This window comes from Aldersonia kunmingensis (assembly GCF_001646865.1).
Lineage (GTDB): Bacteria > Actinomycetota > Actinomycetes > Mycobacteriales > Mycobacteriaceae > Aldersonia > Aldersonia kunmingensis.
In genome coordinates this window covers 1-18,509 of record NZ_LRRB01000134.1, presented here as the reverse complement: position 1 = coordinate 18,509, position 18,509 = coordinate 1, and the positions used below count along the sequence as shown (strand labels likewise).

Here is an 18,509-nt window from a genome sequence, read left to right as displayed (position 1 = left end):
GTCATGACCGCAGCGACCGTCGAACTCGTCGACTATGCCGATGTCCTCGCCAAGTACGAGCCCGTGCTCGGCATGGAGGTCCACGTCGAACTCGGCACGGCCACCAAGATGTTCTGTGGCTGCCCGACCGACTTCGGTGCGGAGCCCAACACGCAGGTCTGCCCGGTGTGCCTAGGCCTGCCCGGATCGCTGCCGGTGGTCAACCAGGTCGCGGTCGAGTCGGCCATCCGCATCGGCCTTTCGCTGAACTGCGCCATCACCCCGTGGGGCCGGTTCGCGCGAAAGAACTACTTCTACCCGGACCAGCCGAAGAACTACCAGATCTCGCAGTACGACGAGCCGATTGCCACCAACGGGTACCTCGACGTGGTGCTCGACGACGGCAGCACCTTCCGCGTGGATATCGAGCGCGCGCACATGGAGGAGGACACCGGAAAGTCGTTGCACGTCGGCGGCGCCACCGGTCGTATCCACGGTGCAAGCCACTCGCTGCTGGACTACAACCGCGCGGGTGTGCCGCTGATCGAGATCGTCACCAAGCCGATCACCGGCGCCGGCGAGCGTGCCCCCGAGGTGGCCCGCGCGTACGTCACGGCGTTGCGCGATCTGCTGAAGGCGTTGCAGGTTTCCGATGTGAAGATGGAGCAGGGCTCGCTGCGTTGCGATGCCAACGTCTCGCTCATGTTGATCGGCGCGCCCGAGTTCGGCACCCGCACCGAGACCAAGAACGTCAACTCGCTGCGCAGCGTCGAAACCGCGGTGCGCTACGAGATGCGCCGCCAGGCTGCGGTGCTCGACTCCGGTGGCACCGTTGTGCAGGAGACCCGCCATTTCCAGGAGGGCGACGGCAGCACCTCGCCCGGTCGCCGCAAGGAGACCGCCGAGGACTACCGCTACTTCCCTGAGCCCGATCTCGAGCCGATCGCCCCGGACGCTGCCTGGGTGGAAGAACTGCGCGGCACGATCCCCGAATTGCCGTGGCTGCGGCGCGCGCGGATTCAGGCCGATTGGGAGATCTCCGACGAGGTGATGCGCGACCTGATGAACGCGGGCGCCCTCGACCTCATCATCGCGACCGTCGATGCCGGCGCGCCGTCCAAGGAGGCCCGCTCGTGGTGGGTCGCCTACCTCACGGAGAAGGCGAACGAGCGCGAGGTCGAACTCGACCAGCTGCCGATCACGCCCGAGCAGGTGGCGCAGGTGATCGCGCTCGTCGCCGACGGCAAGGTCAACAACAAGGGTGCCCGCCAGGTGATCGACGGCGTCCTCGCCGGCGAGGGTGAGCCCGAGGCCGTGGTCGAGGCGCGCGGCCTTGTCGTGGTGAGCGACGACAGCGCGCTCAAGTCCGAGGTGGAGAAGGCGCTCGCCGCCAACCCCGACATCGCCGAAAAGATCCGCAGCGGCAAGGTGCAGGCCGCAGGCAAGATCGTCGGCGACGTCATGAAGGCCACCCGTGGCCAGGCGGACGCAGCGCGCGTGCGCGAACTCGTGCTCGAGGCTTGTGGATAGCCGGGTTTCCGTTTGCGGAGTGAACGGAAGCGTTCACTCCGTCTAACGCAACGGATCTTCCGTTCACGGGCGGGCCAGAGGGGCGACTTCCTGTGGATAGCCGCCGCTAGTCCGTACCGCCACCGTTCTGCGGAATCGGGATGCGGATGACCCGATCGTCGTTCGGTCCCGGCTGGCCGCCATCCTTGTTGATCGTCGCCGACCACAGGATTCCGTCGGCGCCCACCGAGGCGCCATTGAGCCGTCCGTAGCGGTCCTGCACGATCAGCGACGGCGCGGCACTAACCGACCCGGAATTCGGATCGACCGAGACCATGGCGATCGCCCGTCCGTCATTGAGCGCCACCGCCACCGCGCCCGCACCCGCCGCGCAGCCGGCTACCCCAGGTCGCTCCGGCCAGGTCCATACCGGCGACATCACCGCGCCGTCCGAAGCGATGCGCTGCAGTCGGTCCTCGGTGCCGGTGCGGTCGGTCACCCAGATCGTTCCGTTGCCCTCGGTGCACACGTCGCCGGCAGTGTGGATCCCCGAAAGCGCGACCTGCGGGGGCGGGGTGGCACCCGGGATCGGCGAGTTCACCCGCAGTAGCTTTCCCGCGAGTGAGGCCGGGTTGTCGGCCGCGGCGGGGTCCCCGGCATCGCCGGTCAGCACAAGCAGTTCGTCACGGCCGACGAATTCGATGGCACCCCGATTTGCGGTGGCGCCCTTGGGAATTCCAGTCAGGACATCCTTGGGGACGTCACCCGGGGCGATGCGCACGACGCGGTTGTCGGTCGGCGTGGTGATGTAGGCGTAGATCAGACCGTCTTCGGTGAAGGTCGGGGAGAGGGCGATATCGAGCAGGCCGCCATCCGACGATCCATCCACCTGGAACGAGGCAACCTCGCGCGGCGCCTGGCCTTGCGCCACCTGAAGCAGTCGCCCGGTTCGGCGCTCGGTGACCAGCGCGGAGGCCGCGTCCGGAAGCACGACGAGACCGCCGGTGGTGTCGAGGCATGTTGCGACGACGTTCGGGTCCGGGTCGATACACGGGCCGGTCGCCTGCCTCGGCGTGGTCGTCGTGGTGGTTGGCGGGGTCGGCTCACCGGGCTGGACCTCGGCACCGTTGCCGAAGCTGGGTTCCGGGCTGAACGGGGTCGAGGCCGAGTCGTCGAACCGTGCGCAACCGGACGCGAGCAGTGCCGATCCCATCGCGAGCGCGAATACCGCCCGCCGCCATTGCGGCGTCGCCCGAAACCCCATGGCTGTGACGTTACGGAAATCGGCGTCGAGATGCCGCAACGGGGTGGCACAGAGTAGTCCGTACAGTGACGCGCCGCGCTGAATTCTGCGCGAGGCCCGGCACCCGTCCTACCCTCGTCGTTGTGACCGACGATCCCTCGAATCAGTCGCCCAAACCCGGGCGCGCGTCCAGCCCGTACGACGAGCCGACCGAGCAGATTGTCCGGCCGGGACAGACGAGCGTGCCGCAGACCGATGACGATCTCGGTCCGGACCCGGCGCAAACTCCGGCATACGCTCCACAATCCAGTCCCACCCAGGAACTGCCGACCTATTCCGGCGCGCCGGCTGCGGAGGAGTCGCGGACCTACGCGTTCGCCAGCCCGGCCCCCGGCCGGGCCGACAACGCGGCAGGGACGGCAGTGACCCCTCAGCGCGACCGCGACGAAACGCAGCGGCGCGGCACCACCGACCTCGGTCTGCTCGTCATGCGTGTCACTATCGGCGCCGTCTTCCTGGTGCACGGTCTGCAGAAGCTCACCGGTTGGTGGGGCGGACCCGGTCTCGACGGCATCGAATCGATGATGGACCGCGGCGGTTGGGACGAGCCGGTGGTCGCGGGTGTGCTGGTGATCGCGGGTGAGATCGCCGGCGGCACGCTGCTCATCCTCGGCCTGGCTTCGCCCTTCGCCGCGGGAGCGCTACTGGCCGTCGCCATCGATGCGTGGCTGTTCCGCCAGGTCGCTTCGCCCGGGTTGCAGTACTTCAACCCCGACGGACCCGAATTGGAGTCGGTGCTGGTGGGCGCAACAACCGCCCTGATCCTCACCGGACCCGGCCGGTATTCGCTCGACGGCAATCGCGGATGGGCCACTCGCCCGGCAGTCGGATCGGTGTTCGTGTTGCTGTGCGCCGTCGCGGCTGCCGCGTGCACCTGGATCTTCCTGCACGGCGGCAACCCGTTCATCTGATCCGCACCTTTTGCGGCGAGCGCGCACGCCCAGGCGTGCGCGCTGAGCTGAGAAAGTCCGCGCTCACCGGCGCAGGCCCAACTCGAATGCGCGCCGCAGCCGTTGCGTGACGACGGTAGGCGTGGCGAGATCGCTCCACGTCCAGCGCGCGACTGCTGCCGACGTCGCCCGCAGTCCGTCCTCGCGGATCTTCTCGCGCTCGACCGCGTCTGCGGGTGATTCACCGTGCCGTAAGTAGCGGACGTACTTGGCCATCCCGTCGAACTCGCCAATGGTGTTGTACCGCTCGAAGAAGAAGTCGACGCGGCCAAGTGTCCTTCCCGCGTCGTCGCGGATCTCGCGCTGCAGGTCAGGGGCTGGGAGGTGCTCGGAGTGCATCAGCACACGCGAGCGCGATTCGCCGACCGATTCGCTGCGCCCATCGGCGAAGGCGAGGACGCGGCGGGCACGCGGAACACCGCGCCGCACACCGGCCATTTCGAGCGCCAGCGCCAAGTCGCCCAGGGACACCAGTCCCTCGTGCAATGCCGAGTCGGCGACGACCACCCCGTGTTCGAACGGGATTGTCCGCGCGAGATCGATAACCGTCCGGGCGGCCGAGGTTACCGCGACGCCCTCGACCGTTGCGATCTCGTCGGCCGACAGTGGCGTGGTGTGGACATGCCGACGGCGTACGATTCGACCGCCCGAACGCGCATCGAGTGTCAGATGCACCCGGTCGAGCGGAATGTCCCACAGCGCAATGCCATGCAGGAGTGCGGCCGACACGTGACTGACGACAGCGTCCGGCCCAGACGCCGCGACGGTCGCCTCGATATCCAGCCGATGCCTGCCGAGATCATCAGTGGCGTCGAGAGACTGGACGTAGTAGCCGGGCCGGACGACATGCAGTCGTCCGCCGCGTCGCTCTCGTTGCAGTTCGTCGTCGGAGAAGCCGCGGGCAAGGGCGTCGCGCCGCCGAATCAGTTGCGGCAGATCGGTACTCACTCGTCGAGGATTGCCGAATCCGACAGGCAACGGTCAACGAAAGTTTCCGCCTGTGGATAAACCCGAGTCATCGCGCACCTTTTGCGGCGAGCGCGCGCGCCCAGGCGTGCGCGGTGACCTCAAAAGGTGCGCGTCGAGATTTGGTCCTGACGGATGGTGCGCCTTTGCAATGGGCCAGTTGATCGCGCGCTTCCTAGGAGGGCGCGCACCGATCAACGACTACTCGCGTTGAGATATGGCGCGCCGGTTACGGCACGTACCGGACGGCGCCCTTGTCCGCAGACGTGGCGAGTGCGGCGTAGGCACGCAGCGCGGTCGTGACTGTGCGCTGGCGGTCCACCGGCTGCCACGGCCGTTCGCGGGCTTCCATCTTGGCGCGGCGATCGGCGAGCACCTCGTCGTCGACGAGCACCTCGAGCGCGCGGGTCTTGACGTCGATCCGGATCTGGTCGCCGTTCTCGACGAGTCCGATCGTGCCGCCCGCTGCGGCCTCTGGGGAGATGTGCCCGATCGAAAGACCCGAAGTGCCACCGGAGAACCGGCCGTCGGTGATCAGCGCGCACACCTTGCCGAGGCCCGCGCCCTTGAGGAAGGCAGTGGGGTGCAGCATTTCCTGCATGCCCGGGCCGCCCTTGGGGCCTTCGTAGCGCACGACAATCACGTCGCCCGGCTTGATCTCCTTGTTCAGGATCTTCGAGACGGCCTCTTCCTGGGACTCGACGACGACCGCCGGGCCCTGGAAGCTGAACAGTTCCTCGTCGATGCCTGCCGTCTTGAGGATCGCGCCGTCGAGCGCGACATTGCCGCGCAGCACGCACAGGCCACCCTCGACGGTGTACGCGTTCTCCAGGTCGCGGATGCAACCGCCGGTGGCGTCGGTGTCCAGCGAGCTCCAGCGGTTGCTCGTGGAGAACGGCTCTGTGGTGCGGACGCCGCCCGGTGCCGCGTAGAACAGCTCGACGGCTTCATCGGATGCCTTGCCCGAACGGATGTCCCAGGTGTCGAGCCACTCGTCGAAGCTCTTGGTGTGCACGGTGCTGACGTCGGTTTCGAGCAGACCGGCGCGGCGCAGTTCGCCCAGGATCGCGGGGATGCCACCGGCCCGGTGGACGTCCTCCATGTGGTAATCCGAGTTCGGCGACACCTTCGACAGGCACGGCACCCGGCGGCTGATCTCGTCGATGGTCTCGAGATCGAAGTCGACCTCACCCTCCTGCGCGGCGGCAAGGGTGTGCAGCACCGTGTTCGTGGAACCGCCCATGGCCACATCGAGGGCCATTGCGTTGCGGAATGCCTTGGGGGAGGCTATGTTTCGCGGCAGCACCGACTCGTCGCCATCGCGGTAGTAGCGCAGCGCGGCCTCGACCACGACGGTGCCGGCCTTCTCGAACAGCGCGCGGCGCGCGGCGTGGGTGGCCAGCGTCGAGCCGTTGCCCGGAAGCGAAAGGCCGAGCGCCTCGGTGAGGCAGTTCATCGAGTTGGCGGTGAACATGCCCGAGCAGGAACCGCAGGTCGGGCAGGCGCTGCGCTCGACCTCATCGAGGCCTTCCTCGCTGACCGAGTCGTTGGCCGACGCGGAGATCGCGGTGATGAGGTCCGTCGGGGCCTGGGCGACACCGCCGACGACGACGGCCTTGCCCGCTTCCATCGGGCCGCCGGACACGAAGACCGTCGGGATGTTCAGGCGCATCGCGGCATTGAGCATCCCGGGAGTGATCTTGTCGCAGTTGGAGATACACACGAGCGCGTCGGCGGTATGCGCGTTGACCATGTATTCGACGGAGTCGGCAATGATTTCGCGGCTCGGCAGCGAGTATAGCATGCCGCCGTGGCCCATCGCGATGCCGTCATCGACTGCGATGGTGTGGAATTCGCGCGGCACACCACCGGCGGAACGGACCGTCTCGGCCACGATCTCGCCGACGTCCTTGAGATGAACGTGGCCGGGCACGAACTGCGTGTAGGAGTTCGCAATCGCGACGATCGGCTTGCCGAAGTCCGAATCCGTCATGCCGGTGGCGCGCCACAGCGCGCGGGCGCCGGCGGCGTTGCGGCCGACCGTCGTGGTGCGCGAACGCAAGCGGGGCAGAGGAGTATTCGAGGGCTGCGAGGACATGCGACTTCCTTGGACCTTCGGGGGCTGGGGCGGACGGCGGAGACGCCGAACGCAGTGCTGAGCAGGCTTTCGATGCTACTCCGACGAGCCGTTGCGACTGGATTCGGTCGCATCGTCCTCGGTAGTGGCGGAGGTGCCTTCCTCTGCCGGACTGGGATCTTCGATCGGCTGTCCCACATACGGGTCCGGAATGCGGCCATCGGATGCGACGGCGAGTTCACGTACTCGGTCGAAGCTCACCGCGGGCAGGGTCACCTCGCTGCCGTCGCGCAGATGCGCACGCGCCCATCCGCGCTTGGGGAAGCGGACGCCCTCGACATCGGTCCACGCCACCTTTTGCCCGCCGAACACGGTCTGTGTGACGAGTCCCTCGGTGGTGATGGTGGTACGACTCCGCAGTACCCACACCAGGACGCCGATTGGAATCACGAGCAGCCAGCCGAAGGCGGCCGGCCAGCCGATGACCGGGAAGCTCACACTGATGAACAGCATGATGACGGCGAGGTATGCGAGCTTCTGAATTCGAATGACATGGCGCACCGTCGCCGGGGCAGCGGTGAGGGCTTCCGAAGAGGTCTCGTCGGGGCTCTGCGAGGGCTGGATCTGCGGATCTTGCGGTGTCGACACACCTACATCTTCGCATTGCGTAGAATCGTTCCCACATTCTGGGATGCAGCAGGAACGAGTTTGACTCGACGGTAACCAGTTGAATACCGTCATGTGCGTGTACCGAAATGAGTTGCTCGTAATCGGCAGGCGCGTCGTCGCCTGAGCCGATACTTTCAGCTCTTCGCACGACGCGCCACCCTCGATCAGCATCCCGGCTGACGGGGGTTTTTTGTTGTGTCGAGGCATTTGGCACCAATTAGGAACCCAAGGAACCCACCGCGATCCGTAAGGAAGCACAGTGAGCGCACCAACCGCCCGGCCCGGGCCGTCGACCGCAAGGTCGGCAGCGCAGGCCAGCCAGCCCACTCCGGCGGCACCAGCCGCACCGACTCAGGCCCGTCGCCAGCTCGCCCCCGAGCAGGTCACCGGTGCCCAGTCTGTAGTGCGCGCGCTCGAAGAGCTTGATGTCGACACGGTGTTCGGTATTCCGGGTGGTGCGGTGCTGCCCGTGTACGACCCGCTGTTCGATTCGAAGAAGGTCCGCCACGTCCTCGTCCGTCACGAGCAGGGCGCCGGCCACGCCGCGACCGGTTATGCACAGGCGACCGGACGCGTCGGCGTGTGCATGGCGACCTCGGGTCCGGGTGCGACCAACCTGGTCACCCCGCTGGCGGACGCGCAGATGGATTCGGTTCCCGTCGTGGCCATCACTGGCCAGGTCGGGCGGGCCCTGATCGGCACCGACGCGTTCCAGGAAGCCGACATCTCGGGCATCACCATGCCCGTCACCAAGCACAACTTCCTCGTCACCGAGGGCGTGGACATCCCGCGCATCCTCGCGGAGGCGTTCTACATCGCGTCCACCGGCCGACCCGGCACGGTGCTCGTCGATATCCCCAAGGACGTCCTGCAGGCCAAGACCACCTTCACCTGGCCGCCGGAGATGCGTCTGCCCGGCTACCGCCCGGTGACCAAGCCGCACGGCAAGCAGGTGCGCGAGGCTGCCCGCCTGATCATGGAGTCGAAGCAGCCGGTGCTCTACGTCGGCGGCGGCGTGATCAAGGCCGACGCCTCGGCCGAACTGTTCGAACTCGCCGAGCTCACCGGCATCCCGGTCGTCACGACCCTGATGGCCCGCGGCGCGTTCCCGGACAGCCATCAGCTCAACTGCGGCATGCCCGGTATGCACGGCACCGTCGCCGCGGTGGCCGCGCTGCAGCGCAGCGACCTGCTGATCACGCTCGGCGCGCGCTTCGACGACCGCGTCACCGGCCAGCTCAACTCGTTCGCACCCGACGCCAAGGTGATCCACGCGGACATCGACCCGGCGGAGATCGGCAAGAACCGTAAGGCCGACGTCCCGATCGTGGGCGACTGCCGCGAGGTGATCGTCGAGCTCATCGAGGCCATCCGCAACGAGCATGCCACCAACGCGACGCTCGATATCGCGAAGTGGTGGGACTACCTCGACGGCATCCGGCGCACCTACCCGCTGGCCTACGACCGGCCCGCCGACGGCGCGCTCTCGCCGGAGTACGTGATCGAGGCCGTCGGCCGGCTGGCCGGACCGGACGCGATCTACTGCGCCGGTGTCGGACAGCACCAGATGTGGGCGGCCCAGTTCGTCAAGTACGAAAAGCCGCGCACCTGGCTGAATTCCGGTGGCCTCGGCACGATGGGCTACGCAGTGCCCGCCGCGATGGGCGCCAAGATGGGTATGCCCGACACCGAGGTGTGGGCGATCGACGGCGACGGCTGCTTCCAGATGACCAACCAGGAGTTGGCCACCTGCGCGGTCGAGGGTGTGCCGATCAAGGTCGCGCTGATCAACAACGGCAACCTCGGCATGGTCCGCCAGTGGCAGACGCTTTTCTACGAGGAGCGCTACTCGAACACCAACCTCGGCACGCATGGTCAGGTCCGCATCCCGGACTTCGTCAAGCTCGCAGAAGCCTTGGGCTGCCACGGAATTCGCGTGGAGCGCGAGGAAGACGTGGAGGCCGCGATCCGCGAGGCGCAGTCGATCAATGACCGTCCGGTCGTCATCGACTTCATCGTCGGTGCGGACGCGCAGGTGTGGCCGATGGTCGCCGCCGGCACGAGCAATGACGAGATTCAGGCGGCTCGCGGCATCCGTCCGCTGTTCGACGACGACGAGGCCGCATCCGAGCCCGCCGTGATTCACGAGGCAATGGACGCCGGCGCGAAGCGCGCCGCAAACGGCGCTGCAAAGGAGGACGGTCAGTGAGCACCACGCACACTTTGAGTGTGCTCGTCGAGGACAAACCCGGTGTGCTCGCGCGCGTCGCGTCGTTGTTCTCCCGGCGTGGATTCAATATCGAATCGCTGGCCGTGGGCGGCACCGAGGTCCCGTCCATCTCCCGTATGACTATCGTCGTGACCGTCGACGAACTGCCGCTCGAGCAGGTCACCAAGCAGCTCAACAAGCTGGTGAACGTGATCAAGATTGTGGAGCAGGACGAGGAATCCTCGGTTGCCCGCGAACTGCTCCTGGTGAAGGTGCGCGCCGACGCCAGCGTGCGCACCCAGGTGATCGAGGCCGTGACGTTGTTCCGCGCCAAGGTCATCGACGTTTCGCCCGACGCGCTGACCATCGAGGCGACGGGCACCCGGTCGAAGCTAGAGGCGCTGATGCGGATGGTGGAGCCCTATGGCATCCGCGAGATCGTGCAGTCCGGGGTCGTCGCCGTCGGCCGTGGGCCAAAGTCCATCACGGCGAGCCGCTGAGTCGGCGCAGCCGCCTGAGCAACACGAAATAGCTTTAACTACAAACGCTTTCGACAAATCCGATAGCCGAAGGCAACGAAGAAGGGAACTACCAGTGGCAGTCGAGATGTTCTACGACGACGACGCCGACCTGTCGATCATCCAGGGCCGCAAGGTCGCTGTCATCGGCTACGGCAGCCAGGGCCACGCGCACTCGCTGAGCCTGCGTGACTCGGGTGTCGACGTGAAGATCGGTCTGAAGGAAGGCTCGAAGTCGCGGGCCAAGGCCGAGGAGCAGGGCCTTGCCGTCGGTACTCCCGCCGAGGTCGCCGAGTGGGCCGACGTGATCATGGTGCTCGCGCCGGACACCGCGCAGGCCGCGATCTTCAAGAACGACATCGAGCCGAACCTGAAGGACGGCGACGCGCTGTTCTTCGGCCACGGCCTGAACATCCACTTCAAGCTGATCGAGGCCCCGGCCAACGTCACCGTCGGCATGGTCGCCCCCAAGGGCCCCGGCCACCTGGTGCGTCGCCAGTTCGTCGACGGCAAGGGCGTTCCGGCCCTCATCGCCATCGACCAGGACCCGAAGGGCGAGGGCCAGGCGCTGGCGCTGTCCTACGCCAAGGGCATCGGTGGCACCCGCGCGGGCGTCATCAAGACGACCTTCAAGGAAGAAACCGAGACCGACCTGTTCGGTGAGCAGGCCGTACTGTGCGGTGGCACCGAGGAACTGGTCAAGATCGGTTTCGAGGTCATGGTCGAGGCGGGCTACGCCCCCGAGATGGCCTACTTCGAGGTGCTGCACGAGCTCAAGCTGATCGTCGACCTCATGTACGAGGGCGGCATCGCCCGCATGAACTACTCGGTGTCCGACACCGCGGAGTTCGGTGGCTACCTGTCGGGTCCGCGCGTCATCGACGCCGACACCAAGGAGCGCATGAAGGCGATTCTCGCCGACATCCAGTCCGGTGAGTTCACCCGCCGCCTCGTCGCCAACGTCGAGAACGGCAACACCGAGCTCGAGGGCCTGCGCAAGGCGAACGCCGAGCACCCGATCGAGGTCACCGGCAAGAAGCTGCGCGACCTGATGAGCTGGGTCGATCGCCCGATCACCGAGACGGCCTGATCGTTTCGTTCGTTTCGTCGGCCCGGTACGCGCAAACGTGCCGGGCCGACGGCGTTCGGCGACGTGAATTGTGTTCGTTGGAGCGCAACTTCGCCGGCCGAAGCAGATTTCGCCCGGACAGTGCGCGTACTGATCGGTAGGGATTCCGTACGGAAACCCGGAGGCCGTCACTTCGCGCATTTCAAGGGCACTAAACTATGCATGTTGCGGCCGCTGTGCGGTGTGAACCCCGAGCCGTGACGACTCGTAAGCGCCCAACACAGGAGAATCCTTCGTGAGCCAGAATGGCCGCCCCGTAGTCCTGATCGCCGACAAGCTCGCCCAGTCCACCGTTGACGCGCTCGGTGATGGCGTCGAGGTGCGCTGGGTCGACGGACCGGATCGTCCCGCGCTACTCGCAGCGGTGCCCGACGCCGATGCGGTGCTCGTTCGCTCCGCGACCACGATCGATGCCGAGGTCCTCGCCGTTGCCGCGAAGCTCAAGATCGTCGGCCGTGCGGGTGTCGGCCTGGACAACGTCGACATCCCGGCCGCCACCGAGCGTGGCGTGATGGTCGTGAACGCGCCGACCTCCAACATCCACTCGGCAGCAGAGCATGCCGTGTCGCTGCTGCTCTCCACCGCGCGGCAGATCCCCGCCGCCGACAAGACCCTGCGCGACCGCACCTGGAAGCGCTCGAGCTTCAACGGCACCGAGATCCTCGGCAAGACCGTGGGTGTCGTCGGCCTCGGCCGCATCGGCCAGCTGTTCGCGCAGCGCCTCGCGGCGTTCGAGACGACCCTCATCGCCTACGACCCGTACCTGCCTGCGGCTCGCGCGGCGCAGCTCGGTATCGAGCTGGTCAGCATCGACGAGCTCGTCGAGCGAGCGGACATCATCTCGGTGCACCTGCCCAAGACCAAGGAGACCGCAGGCCTGATCAACGCCGAGCGCCTGGCCAAGGCCAAGGACGGCGTGATCATCGTCAACGCGGCCCGCGGTGGGCTCATCGACGAAGATGCGCTGTACGACGCGCTCGTCGCCGGCAAGGTCCGCGCCGCGGGTCTTGACGTGTTCAACACCGAGCCGTGCACCGACTCGAAGCTGTTCGAACTCGACAACGTGGTCGTTACCCCGCACCTCGGCGCTTCGACCTCGGAGGCGCAGGACCGCGCTGGCACCGATGTCGCGAAGTCCGTACTGCTCGCTCTCGCAGGCGAATTCGTACCGGATGCGGTGAACGTCTCGGGTGGCCCGGTCGGCGAAGAGGTCGCGCCGTGGCTCGAGCTCGTGCGCAAGCTCGGCCTCATCGCGGGCACGCTGTCGCCCGAGGCCGTGCAGAACGTTCAGGTGATCGCGAGCGGTGAGCTTTCCGCCGAGAACGTCGACATCCTCGGCCTGGCCGCGCTGCGCGGACTGTTCTCCGCGAGCAGCGACGAGCCGGTCACCTTCGTCAACGCACCGCAGCTCGCCGAGCAGCGTGGCGTCACCGTCGAGGTCGAAAAGCACAGCGAGGCTTTGTCGCACCGCAGCGCGGTGGAGGTGCGTGCGGTTGCCGCCGACGGCACCGTTACCGCGGTCGCGGGCGCGCTTACCGGCCTACAGCTGGTCGAGAAGATCGTCAATATCAATGGCCGCAGCTTCGACCTGCGCGCCGAGGGTCACAACATCGTCGTGCACTACGCGGACCGTCCGGGCGTGCTCGGCACCCTCGGCACCGTGCTCGGCAACGCCGCGATCGACATCCAGGCCGCTGCGCTGAGCCAGGACTCGGAGGGCACGGGTGCCACCGTGATCCTGCGCGTGGACAAGGTTGTTGGGGACGCCGAGGTGTCCGCGATCGTCGAGCAGCTCGATGCGCGCGTCGAGCAGGTCGACCTGTCCTGACGGCGCCCGATCGGGGACTTTCGGTGGCCGCGACCGTGTTGAGCACGGTCGCGGCCACCGCCGTAGTGAAGTAGTGAAAGAGGAAGTGAGACAGCAATGAAGCTTGCGGTCATCGCCGGTGACGGCATTGGTGTCGAGGTCACTGCAGAGGCACTCAAGGTCCTGCGCGAGCTCGTTCCGGATCTCGAGACCACCGAGTACGACCTCGGTGCCAAGCGCTACAAGGAGACCGGCGAGCTGCTGCCCGACGCGGAGCTCGACGCGATCCGTCAGCACGACGCGATCCTGCTCGGCGCGATCGGCGATCCGCGCCTGGTCGGGCCCGGCATCCTCGAGCGGGGCCTGCTGCTGAACATGCGGTTCCTGCTCGACCACCACGTGAACCTCCGGCCGGCCCGCACGTACCCGGGATCGAGCTCGCCGCTGGCCGCAAACCCGGAGATCGACTTCGTCGTGGTCCGTGAGGGCACCGAAGGCCCGTACACCGGCAATGGCGGCTCGATTCGCGTCGGCACCGACCACGAGATCGCGACCGAGGTCTCGATCAACACCTGGTTCGGCGCCGAGCGTGTTGTCCGCTACGCATTCGCACTCGCGCAGACTCGGCGTAAGCATCTGACGCTGATCCACAAGACCAACGTGCTGTCCAACGCCGGCAGCATCTGGACCCGCGCGGTCGAGACCGTCGGTGCCGAGTACCCGGATGTCGAAACGGCGTACTGCCACATCGATGCCGCCACGATCTACATGGTCACCGACCCGGGCCGCTTCGATTTGATCGTCACCGACAACCTGTTCGGCGACATCATCACCGACCTGGCGGGCGCAGTGACCGGCGGCATCGGTCTCGCTGCCTCGGGCAACATCGACGCGTCCGGCAAGAACCCGTCGATGTTCGAGCCGGTGCACGGTTCGGCGCCCGATATCGCCGGCAAGGGGATCGCCGATCCCACCGCCGCGATTCTGTCCGCCGCGCTGCTGCTGCGTCATCTCGGTCGCGAGGACGACGCCGCGCGGATCGAGGGGGCGGTCGAGGCGGATCTCGCCAACCGCGCGGACAAGCCGGTTGTCACCACCGAGATCGGTGACCGGATCGCGGCTGCGGTCCGCGGCTAACGCGCTTGGGGCATACTGCTCTGACTGACATACGTATTGGGCCCGTGCGGAATGAATTCCGCACGGGCCCTTTACTTTCCTGAGCCGGCTGCTCGGGTCAGTACTGCGACTCAGGATCGTGCGGCACGAGCGGAATGGCGACACACGCGATCGCGGCGGCCACCAGGAATGCAGCCGAAAACCCGGTTGTGGTGATCAACAGGCCGAACAGTGGTGGAATGGCCGCGCCTGCGAGGTTCTGACCGGTGTTCTGCACGCCGAGTCCACGTCCGCTCCAATATGGCCCGGCGATCTCCGCGATCGCGGTGAAGGCCAGCCCGTTGTCGGAGACCGTGATCACCGAGGCGATCACGAGCAGCGGTATCGCGATCCACCACCCCACCCAGCTCGTAGCCGCCAGTGCCGCCATGGTCACAACCGCTGCGGTGGCGATCCAGCGCAGCGGGCGCATTCGGCTCCCGACCGCGTCGGAGAGGGCACCCGCTCCGATTCGTCCACCCGCGCCGAGCAACTGAGCCGCGGTCACCAGGGCGCCGGCGGCAGGCAGGGACCACCCGTAGTCGTCGTGCAGCCACACCAGCGCGAACGTCCACACCGTCATCTGCGGGATGACCAGCAACACGGACACACCGTGGATTCGCCACAGCGTTGCGTCCTTGCGGTAGGGGTTGGCCAGCAGTCCCGTCTTGGATGCGTGGGCGGTATCGGGCCGAGGCGGATCGATGATGCCGAGCAGGCAGCCGACCGCCGCCAGCCCCGCCATCACCGCAGGTACCAAGAGCGCAGCCGAAATGCTGTATGCGGAAGCGACACTCGGCAGCGTGATCGCACCGAGGCCGACGCCGAGCGGCTGAGCGGTCTGCCGGATGCCCATCGCGAGGCCACGCCGATGCGGCGGGAACCAGCCGACGATTACGCGTCCGCTTGCACCGTTCGTGCTCGCCGCGGCCATACCGCCGAGCAGCAGGAAGGTCCCGAGCAGGATGTACGGCCCCGTGAATGACGCCGCCGCCGCGGCGGCACACAACAGTCCCAGCCCGCTGACGAGGACCTTGCGCTCGCCGATGCGGTCCACGACCCAACCCCACGCGATCAGTGTCAGCACCAGGCCCAGCGTGGGCATGGCGACGATGACACCGGCCTCGGTCAGGCTCAGCCCCTCATCGCGCAGAGCGGGGATCAGGAACGGTGTGCCGTTGACGAAAAGCGCACTCGCGGACTGACCGAGCACGCCGAGCGCGAGCATCGACCAGCGCCGCGAGGCGCCGATCGTCTGCGGGGTCATCTCCGTACGTTCGCGCATTGCCGTCCGATTCATCGGCCCACTCGTCTCACTATATGGAAACTGCGTCCTACAATTTGGTAGCGAATCAGACACTACACCGTCGGAGCAGGCCCGCGAAGTCCGCTCGATAGACTCGTGACATGCGCCTTGGACGGATTGCCAGCCCTGATGGAGTCGCCTTCGCGAGCATCGAGGGGGAGGGGGACGCGGCGACGGCGCGCGAGATCGCCGAGCATCCGTTCGGCACGCCGACGTTCACGGGCCGCAACTGGCCGCTGGCCGACGTGCGGCTGCTGGCGCCGATCCTGGCCACCAAGGTGATCTGCGTGGGAAAGAACTATGCCGCGCATGCCGCCGAGATGGGTGGCGAGGCGCCGGAAGATCCGGTGATCTTCCTCAAGCCGAATACTTCGATCGTGGGCCCGGGTGCCTCGATTGTCATGCCGCCGAGCTCGCAGCAGGTCGACTTCGAGGGCGAGCTGGCCGTCGTGATCGGCCGCCCGTGCAAGGACGTGCCTGCGGCCCGGGCGCGCGAGGTCATCCTCGGATACACCGTCGCCAACGACGTGACCGCGCGCGATCATCAGCGCCACGACGGCCAGTGGACCAGGGGCAAGGGCTACGACACCTTCTGCCCGCTCGGGCCGTGGATCGAGACCGAACTCGACCCGTCGGATCTCGAGATCACCACCGAGCTCGACGGTGAGGTCCGTCAGCGCAGCCGCACATCGTTGCTGCTGCACGATATTCCGAAGATCATCGAATGGGTCTCCACCGTGATGACCTTGCTGCCGGGAGACGTAATCCTCACCGGCACACCGGAAGGTGTCGGGCCGATGCAGGACGGGCAGACCGTTTCGGTCAGCGTGTCGGGCATCGGCACGCTCACCAACCCGGTCGCGAAAAAGAAGTGACAACAACACTTTCGGGCTCGGTGCCCGAATCGGAAAGGCCGCAAGCGACGATGACCGCAACCAATTCGACCGCATCGGGACGCCCGGAGGGCGTGCGCGTGCGCTTCTGCCCGTCGCCGACGGGCACACCGCATGTCGGCCTGATCCGTACGGCACTGTTCAACTGGGCCTACGCGCGTCACACCGGCGGCACGTTCGTCTTCCGGATCGAGGACACCGATGCCGCACGCGATTCCGAGGAGTCGTTCTCGGCGATCCTGGACGCGCTGCGGTGGTTGAACCTGGATTGGGACGAGGGCCCCGAGGTCGGCGGTCCGTACGAGCCGTACCGGCAGTCGCAGCGGCGTGATCTTCATCTCGATGTCGTGCGCCGCCTGGTCGAGGCAGGCGAGGCATACGAAAGCTTCTCCACCCCAGAGGAAGTCGAAGCTCGCCACAAGGCGGCCGGCCGGGATCCGAAGCTGGGCTACGACAACTACGACCGCGACCTGACCGACGATCAGAAGCAGGACCTGCGCGACAAGGGATTCGCGCCGGTGATCCGGCTGCGGATGCCCGATCACGATCTGACGTGGAACGACCTCGTTCGCGGCGAGACGACGTTCAAGGCCGGTACGGTGCCCGATTTCGCGCTCACCCGCGGCAACGGTGATCCGCTCTATACGCTGGTCAACCCGGTGGACGACGCGCTGATGAAGATCACGCACGTGCTGCGCGGCGAGGACCTCCTGTCCTCGACGCCACGTCAGCTCGCGCTCTATGCCGCGCTGCAGCGCATCGGCGTGGCTGATTTCACACCCGACTTCGGCCATCTGCCGTTCGTGATGGGCCAGGGCAACAAGAAGCTGTCCAAGCGCGATCCCGAGTCGAGCCTGTTCGTGCATCGCGACCGGGGCTTCGTACCAGAGGGCCTGCTGAACTACCTTGCGCTGCTCGGCTGGAGCATCGCCGACGACCACGACGTCTTCTCGCTGGACGAGATGATCGCCGCATTCGATGTGACGAAGGTCAATTCGAACCCGGCGCGGTTCGACCAGAAGAAGGCCGACGCGATCAACGCCGAGCACATCCGGCTGCTCGCGGCGAACGATTTCGCCGATCGGCTGCGTGCCTTCCTCACCGAGCACGGCCACATCGGACCGGACGTGGACGATTCCGTGTTCCGTGCGGCCGCGGAGCTCGTCCAGACGAGGATCGTCGTGCTCGCCGATGCCTGGGACCTGCTGGCCTTCCTGTTCGTCCCCGCCGACGAGTTCAGCATCGACGAGGCGGCTGCCGCGAAGAACCTCGGCGCCGATGCGCGCCCGGTCCTCGAGGCCGCCGAATCCGCGCTTGCCGGCCTGTCGGAGTGGACGACCGCGGCGATCGAGGAGGCACTCAAGGCTGCGTTGGTGGACGGGCTCGAACTCAAACCGCGCAAGGCGTTCGGCCCGGTGCGGGTGGCTGTGACGGGTTCGCACATCAGCCCGCCACTGTTCGAGTCGCTGGAGCTGCTCGGCGCCCCGACAACACTGGCGCGGCTGCGCGCTGCAATGCCTGCAGAGGCGGTCTGACCAGCCGATTTGTAGTTTACCGGGGCCTGTTTGATACGCTCTGTCCCGGTTCGAACGCCGCCGCTAGGGTCCTGACCAGAGCGGCGGAATAGGACCATTGGGGTATGGTGTAATTGGCAACACAGCTGATTCTGGTTCAGCCATTCTAGGTTCGAGTCCTGGTACCCCAGCGGAGTCCGACACCGATTTGGTCGCCGGACACGAGTTAGCTAAGCTGACTCGGGCGCGAGACCGGGAAACCGGCCGAGCACCTCCCAAGGCCCCGTCGTCTAGCGGCCTAGGACGCCGCCCTCTCAAGGCGGTAGCGCGGGTTCGAATCCCGTCGGGGCTACAAAAAGCGAGGCCCTCCTTCCATCAGGAAGGAGGGCCTCGCTTCTTCTATTGGTCAGGTCCGATCGCTTCGCGGGGGCGAATTGTGTTCGTGGGGGCGAAACTTCGCACTTACGAAGAAGGTTTGCTCGGCCGAAGAAGTTCTGCGCTCGAGAAGATGGTTTGTACCCGGGC

The 18,509-nt window shown here is 66.7% G+C and carries 14 protein-coding genes and 2 tRNA genes; 11 read left to right on the top strand and 5 right to left on the bottom strand.

The window, feature by feature from the left end:
* Positions 1-3: 3 nt before the first annotated feature.
* Complete coding sequence (gatB, locus tag A8G08_RS10590) at positions 4-1,509, top strand: Asp-tRNA(Asn)/Glu-tRNA(Gln) amidotransferase subunit GatB (protein ID WP_068273518.1); 1,506 nt, start codon at positions 4-6, stop codon at positions 1,507-1,509.
* 106 nt (positions 1,510-1,615) lie between these two features.
* Here gatB and A8G08_RS10585 read toward each other — a convergent pair whose 3' ends face one another.
* Positions 1,616-2,752, bottom strand: coding sequence for a PQQ-dependent sugar dehydrogenase (locus tag A8G08_RS10585; protein ID WP_068273516.1), 1,137 nt, complete (start codon positions 2,750-2,752; stop codon positions 1,616-1,618).
* A 122-nt stretch (positions 2,753-2,874) separates the two neighbouring features.
* Between A8G08_RS10585 and A8G08_RS10580 the strand changes: the two genes are divergently transcribed.
* Positions 2,875-3,702, top strand: coding sequence for a DoxX family protein (locus A8G08_RS10580; RefSeq protein ID WP_068273513.1), 828 nt, complete (start codon positions 2,875-2,877; stop codon positions 3,700-3,702).
* Positions 3,703-3,765: 63 nt separating this feature from the next.
* Here A8G08_RS10580 and A8G08_RS10575 read toward each other — a convergent pair whose 3' ends face one another.
* The 3 genes from A8G08_RS10575 to A8G08_RS10565 form a co-directional block, all read right to left on the bottom strand.
* Positions 3,766-4,689 carry a type IV toxin-antitoxin system AbiEi family antitoxin domain-containing protein gene (locus tag A8G08_RS10575; RefSeq protein ID WP_068273509.1) on the bottom strand — a complete coding sequence of 308 codons (924 nt, stop codon included), beginning with the start codon at positions 4,687-4,689 and terminating at the stop codon, positions 3,766-3,768.
* Between the two features lie 247 nt (positions 4,690-4,936).
* A complete protein-coding gene (ilvD, locus tag A8G08_RS10570) occupies positions 4,937-6,778 on the bottom strand; it encodes a dihydroxy-acid dehydratase (RefSeq protein ID WP_068273538.1) in 1,842 nt (613 codons plus the stop codon).
* 102 nt (positions 6,779-6,880) lie between these two features.
* On the bottom strand, positions 6,881-7,432 hold the full coding sequence (locus A8G08_RS10565; protein ID WP_187344457.1) for a PH domain-containing protein: 552 nt from the start codon (positions 7,430-7,432) through the stop codon (positions 6,881-6,883).
* Positions 7,433-7,712: 280 nt separating this feature from the next.
* On the opposite strand from A8G08_RS10565, the gene A8G08_RS10560 reads away from it, so the two are divergent.
* The 5 genes from A8G08_RS10560 (at position 7,713) to A8G08_RS10540 (ending at position 14,253) form a co-directional block, all read left to right on the top strand.
* Positions 7,713-9,662 (top strand): acetolactate synthase large subunit, encoded by a 1,950-nt coding sequence (locus A8G08_RS10560; RefSeq protein ID WP_068273508.1) that lies wholly within the window; start codon positions 7,713-7,715, stop codon positions 9,660-9,662.
* A complete protein-coding gene (gene ilvN, locus A8G08_RS10555) occupies positions 9,659-10,162 on the top strand; it encodes an acetolactate synthase small subunit (protein ID WP_068273507.1) in 504 nt (167 codons plus the stop codon). The genes A8G08_RS10560 and ilvN overlap by 4 nt, the downstream gene beginning before the upstream one ends.
* 106 nt (positions 10,163-10,268) lie before the next feature.
* On the top strand, positions 10,269-11,270 hold the full coding sequence (ilvC, locus tag A8G08_RS10550) for a ketol-acid reductoisomerase (protein ID WP_187344459.1): 1,002 nt from the start codon (positions 10,269-10,271) through the stop codon (positions 11,268-11,270).
* A 274-nt stretch (positions 11,271-11,544) separates the two neighbouring features.
* On the top strand, positions 11,545-13,137 hold the full coding sequence (serA, locus tag A8G08_RS10545) for a phosphoglycerate dehydrogenase (RefSeq protein ID WP_068273501.1): 1,593 nt from the start codon (positions 11,545-11,547) through the stop codon (positions 13,135-13,137).
* 96 nt (positions 13,138-13,233) lie between these two features.
* Complete coding sequence (locus tag A8G08_RS10540; RefSeq protein ID WP_068273500.1) at positions 13,234-14,253, top strand: 3-isopropylmalate dehydrogenase; 1,020 nt, start codon at positions 13,234-13,236, stop codon at positions 14,251-14,253.
* 97 nt (positions 14,254-14,350) lie between these two features.
* On the opposite strand, the gene A8G08_RS10535 is transcribed toward A8G08_RS10540, so the two are convergent.
* Positions 14,351-15,556 carry an MFS transporter gene (locus tag A8G08_RS10535; RefSeq protein WP_245672767.1) on the bottom strand — a complete coding sequence of 402 codons (1,206 nt, stop codon included), beginning with the start codon at positions 15,554-15,556 and terminating at the stop codon, positions 14,351-14,353.
* Between the two features lie 122 nt (positions 15,557-15,678).
* On the opposite strand from A8G08_RS10535, the gene A8G08_RS10530 reads away from it, so the two are divergent.
* From A8G08_RS10530 to A8G08_RS10515, 4 genes are all read left to right on the top strand, one after another.
* On the top strand, positions 15,679-16,452 hold the full coding sequence (locus A8G08_RS10530) for a fumarylacetoacetate hydrolase family protein (protein WP_068273499.1): 774 nt from the start codon (positions 15,679-15,681) through the stop codon (positions 16,450-16,452).
* Between the two features lie 50 nt (positions 16,453-16,502).
* Entirely contained in the window at positions 16,503-18,005 is a 1,503-nt protein-coding gene (gene gltX, locus A8G08_RS10525; protein WP_068273498.1) for a glutamate--tRNA ligase, read from the top strand.
* 98 nt (positions 18,006-18,103) lie between these two features.
* A tRNA-Gln gene (locus tag A8G08_RS10520) sits at positions 18,104-18,175 on the top strand.
* 88 nt (positions 18,176-18,263) lie between these two features.
* A tRNA-Glu gene (locus tag A8G08_RS10515) sits at positions 18,264-18,336 on the top strand.
* The last annotated feature ends 173 nt before the right edge of the window (positions 18,337-18,509 follow it).

Bases quoted from the DNA above. Each gene is read 5' to 3' on its own strand.
- A8G08_RS10540 (WP_068273500.1), top strand. From the start codon at position 13,234: ATGAAGCTTGCGGTCATCGCCGGTGACGGCATTGGTGTCGAGGTCACT.
- gatB (WP_068273518.1), top strand. From the start codon at position 4: ATGACCGCAGCGACCGTCGAACTCGTCGACTATGCCGATGTCCTCGCC.
- A8G08_RS10535 (WP_245672767.1), bottom strand. From the start codon at position 15,556: ATGCGCGAACGTACGGAGATGACCCCGCAGACGATCGGCGCCTCGCGG.
- A8G08_RS10585 (WP_068273516.1), bottom strand. From the start codon at position 2,752: ATGGGGTTTCGGGCGACGCCGCAATGGCGGCGGGCGGTATTCGCGCTC.
- gltX (WP_068273498.1), top strand. From the start codon at position 16,503: ATGACCGCAACCAATTCGACCGCATCGGGACGCCCGGAGGGCGTGCGC.
- ilvC (WP_187344459.1), top strand. From the start codon at position 10,269: ATGTTCTACGACGACGACGCCGACCTGTCGATCATCCAGGGCCGCAAG.
- A8G08_RS10530 (WP_068273499.1), top strand. From the start codon at position 15,679: ATGCGCCTTGGACGGATTGCCAGCCCTGATGGAGTCGCCTTCGCGAGC.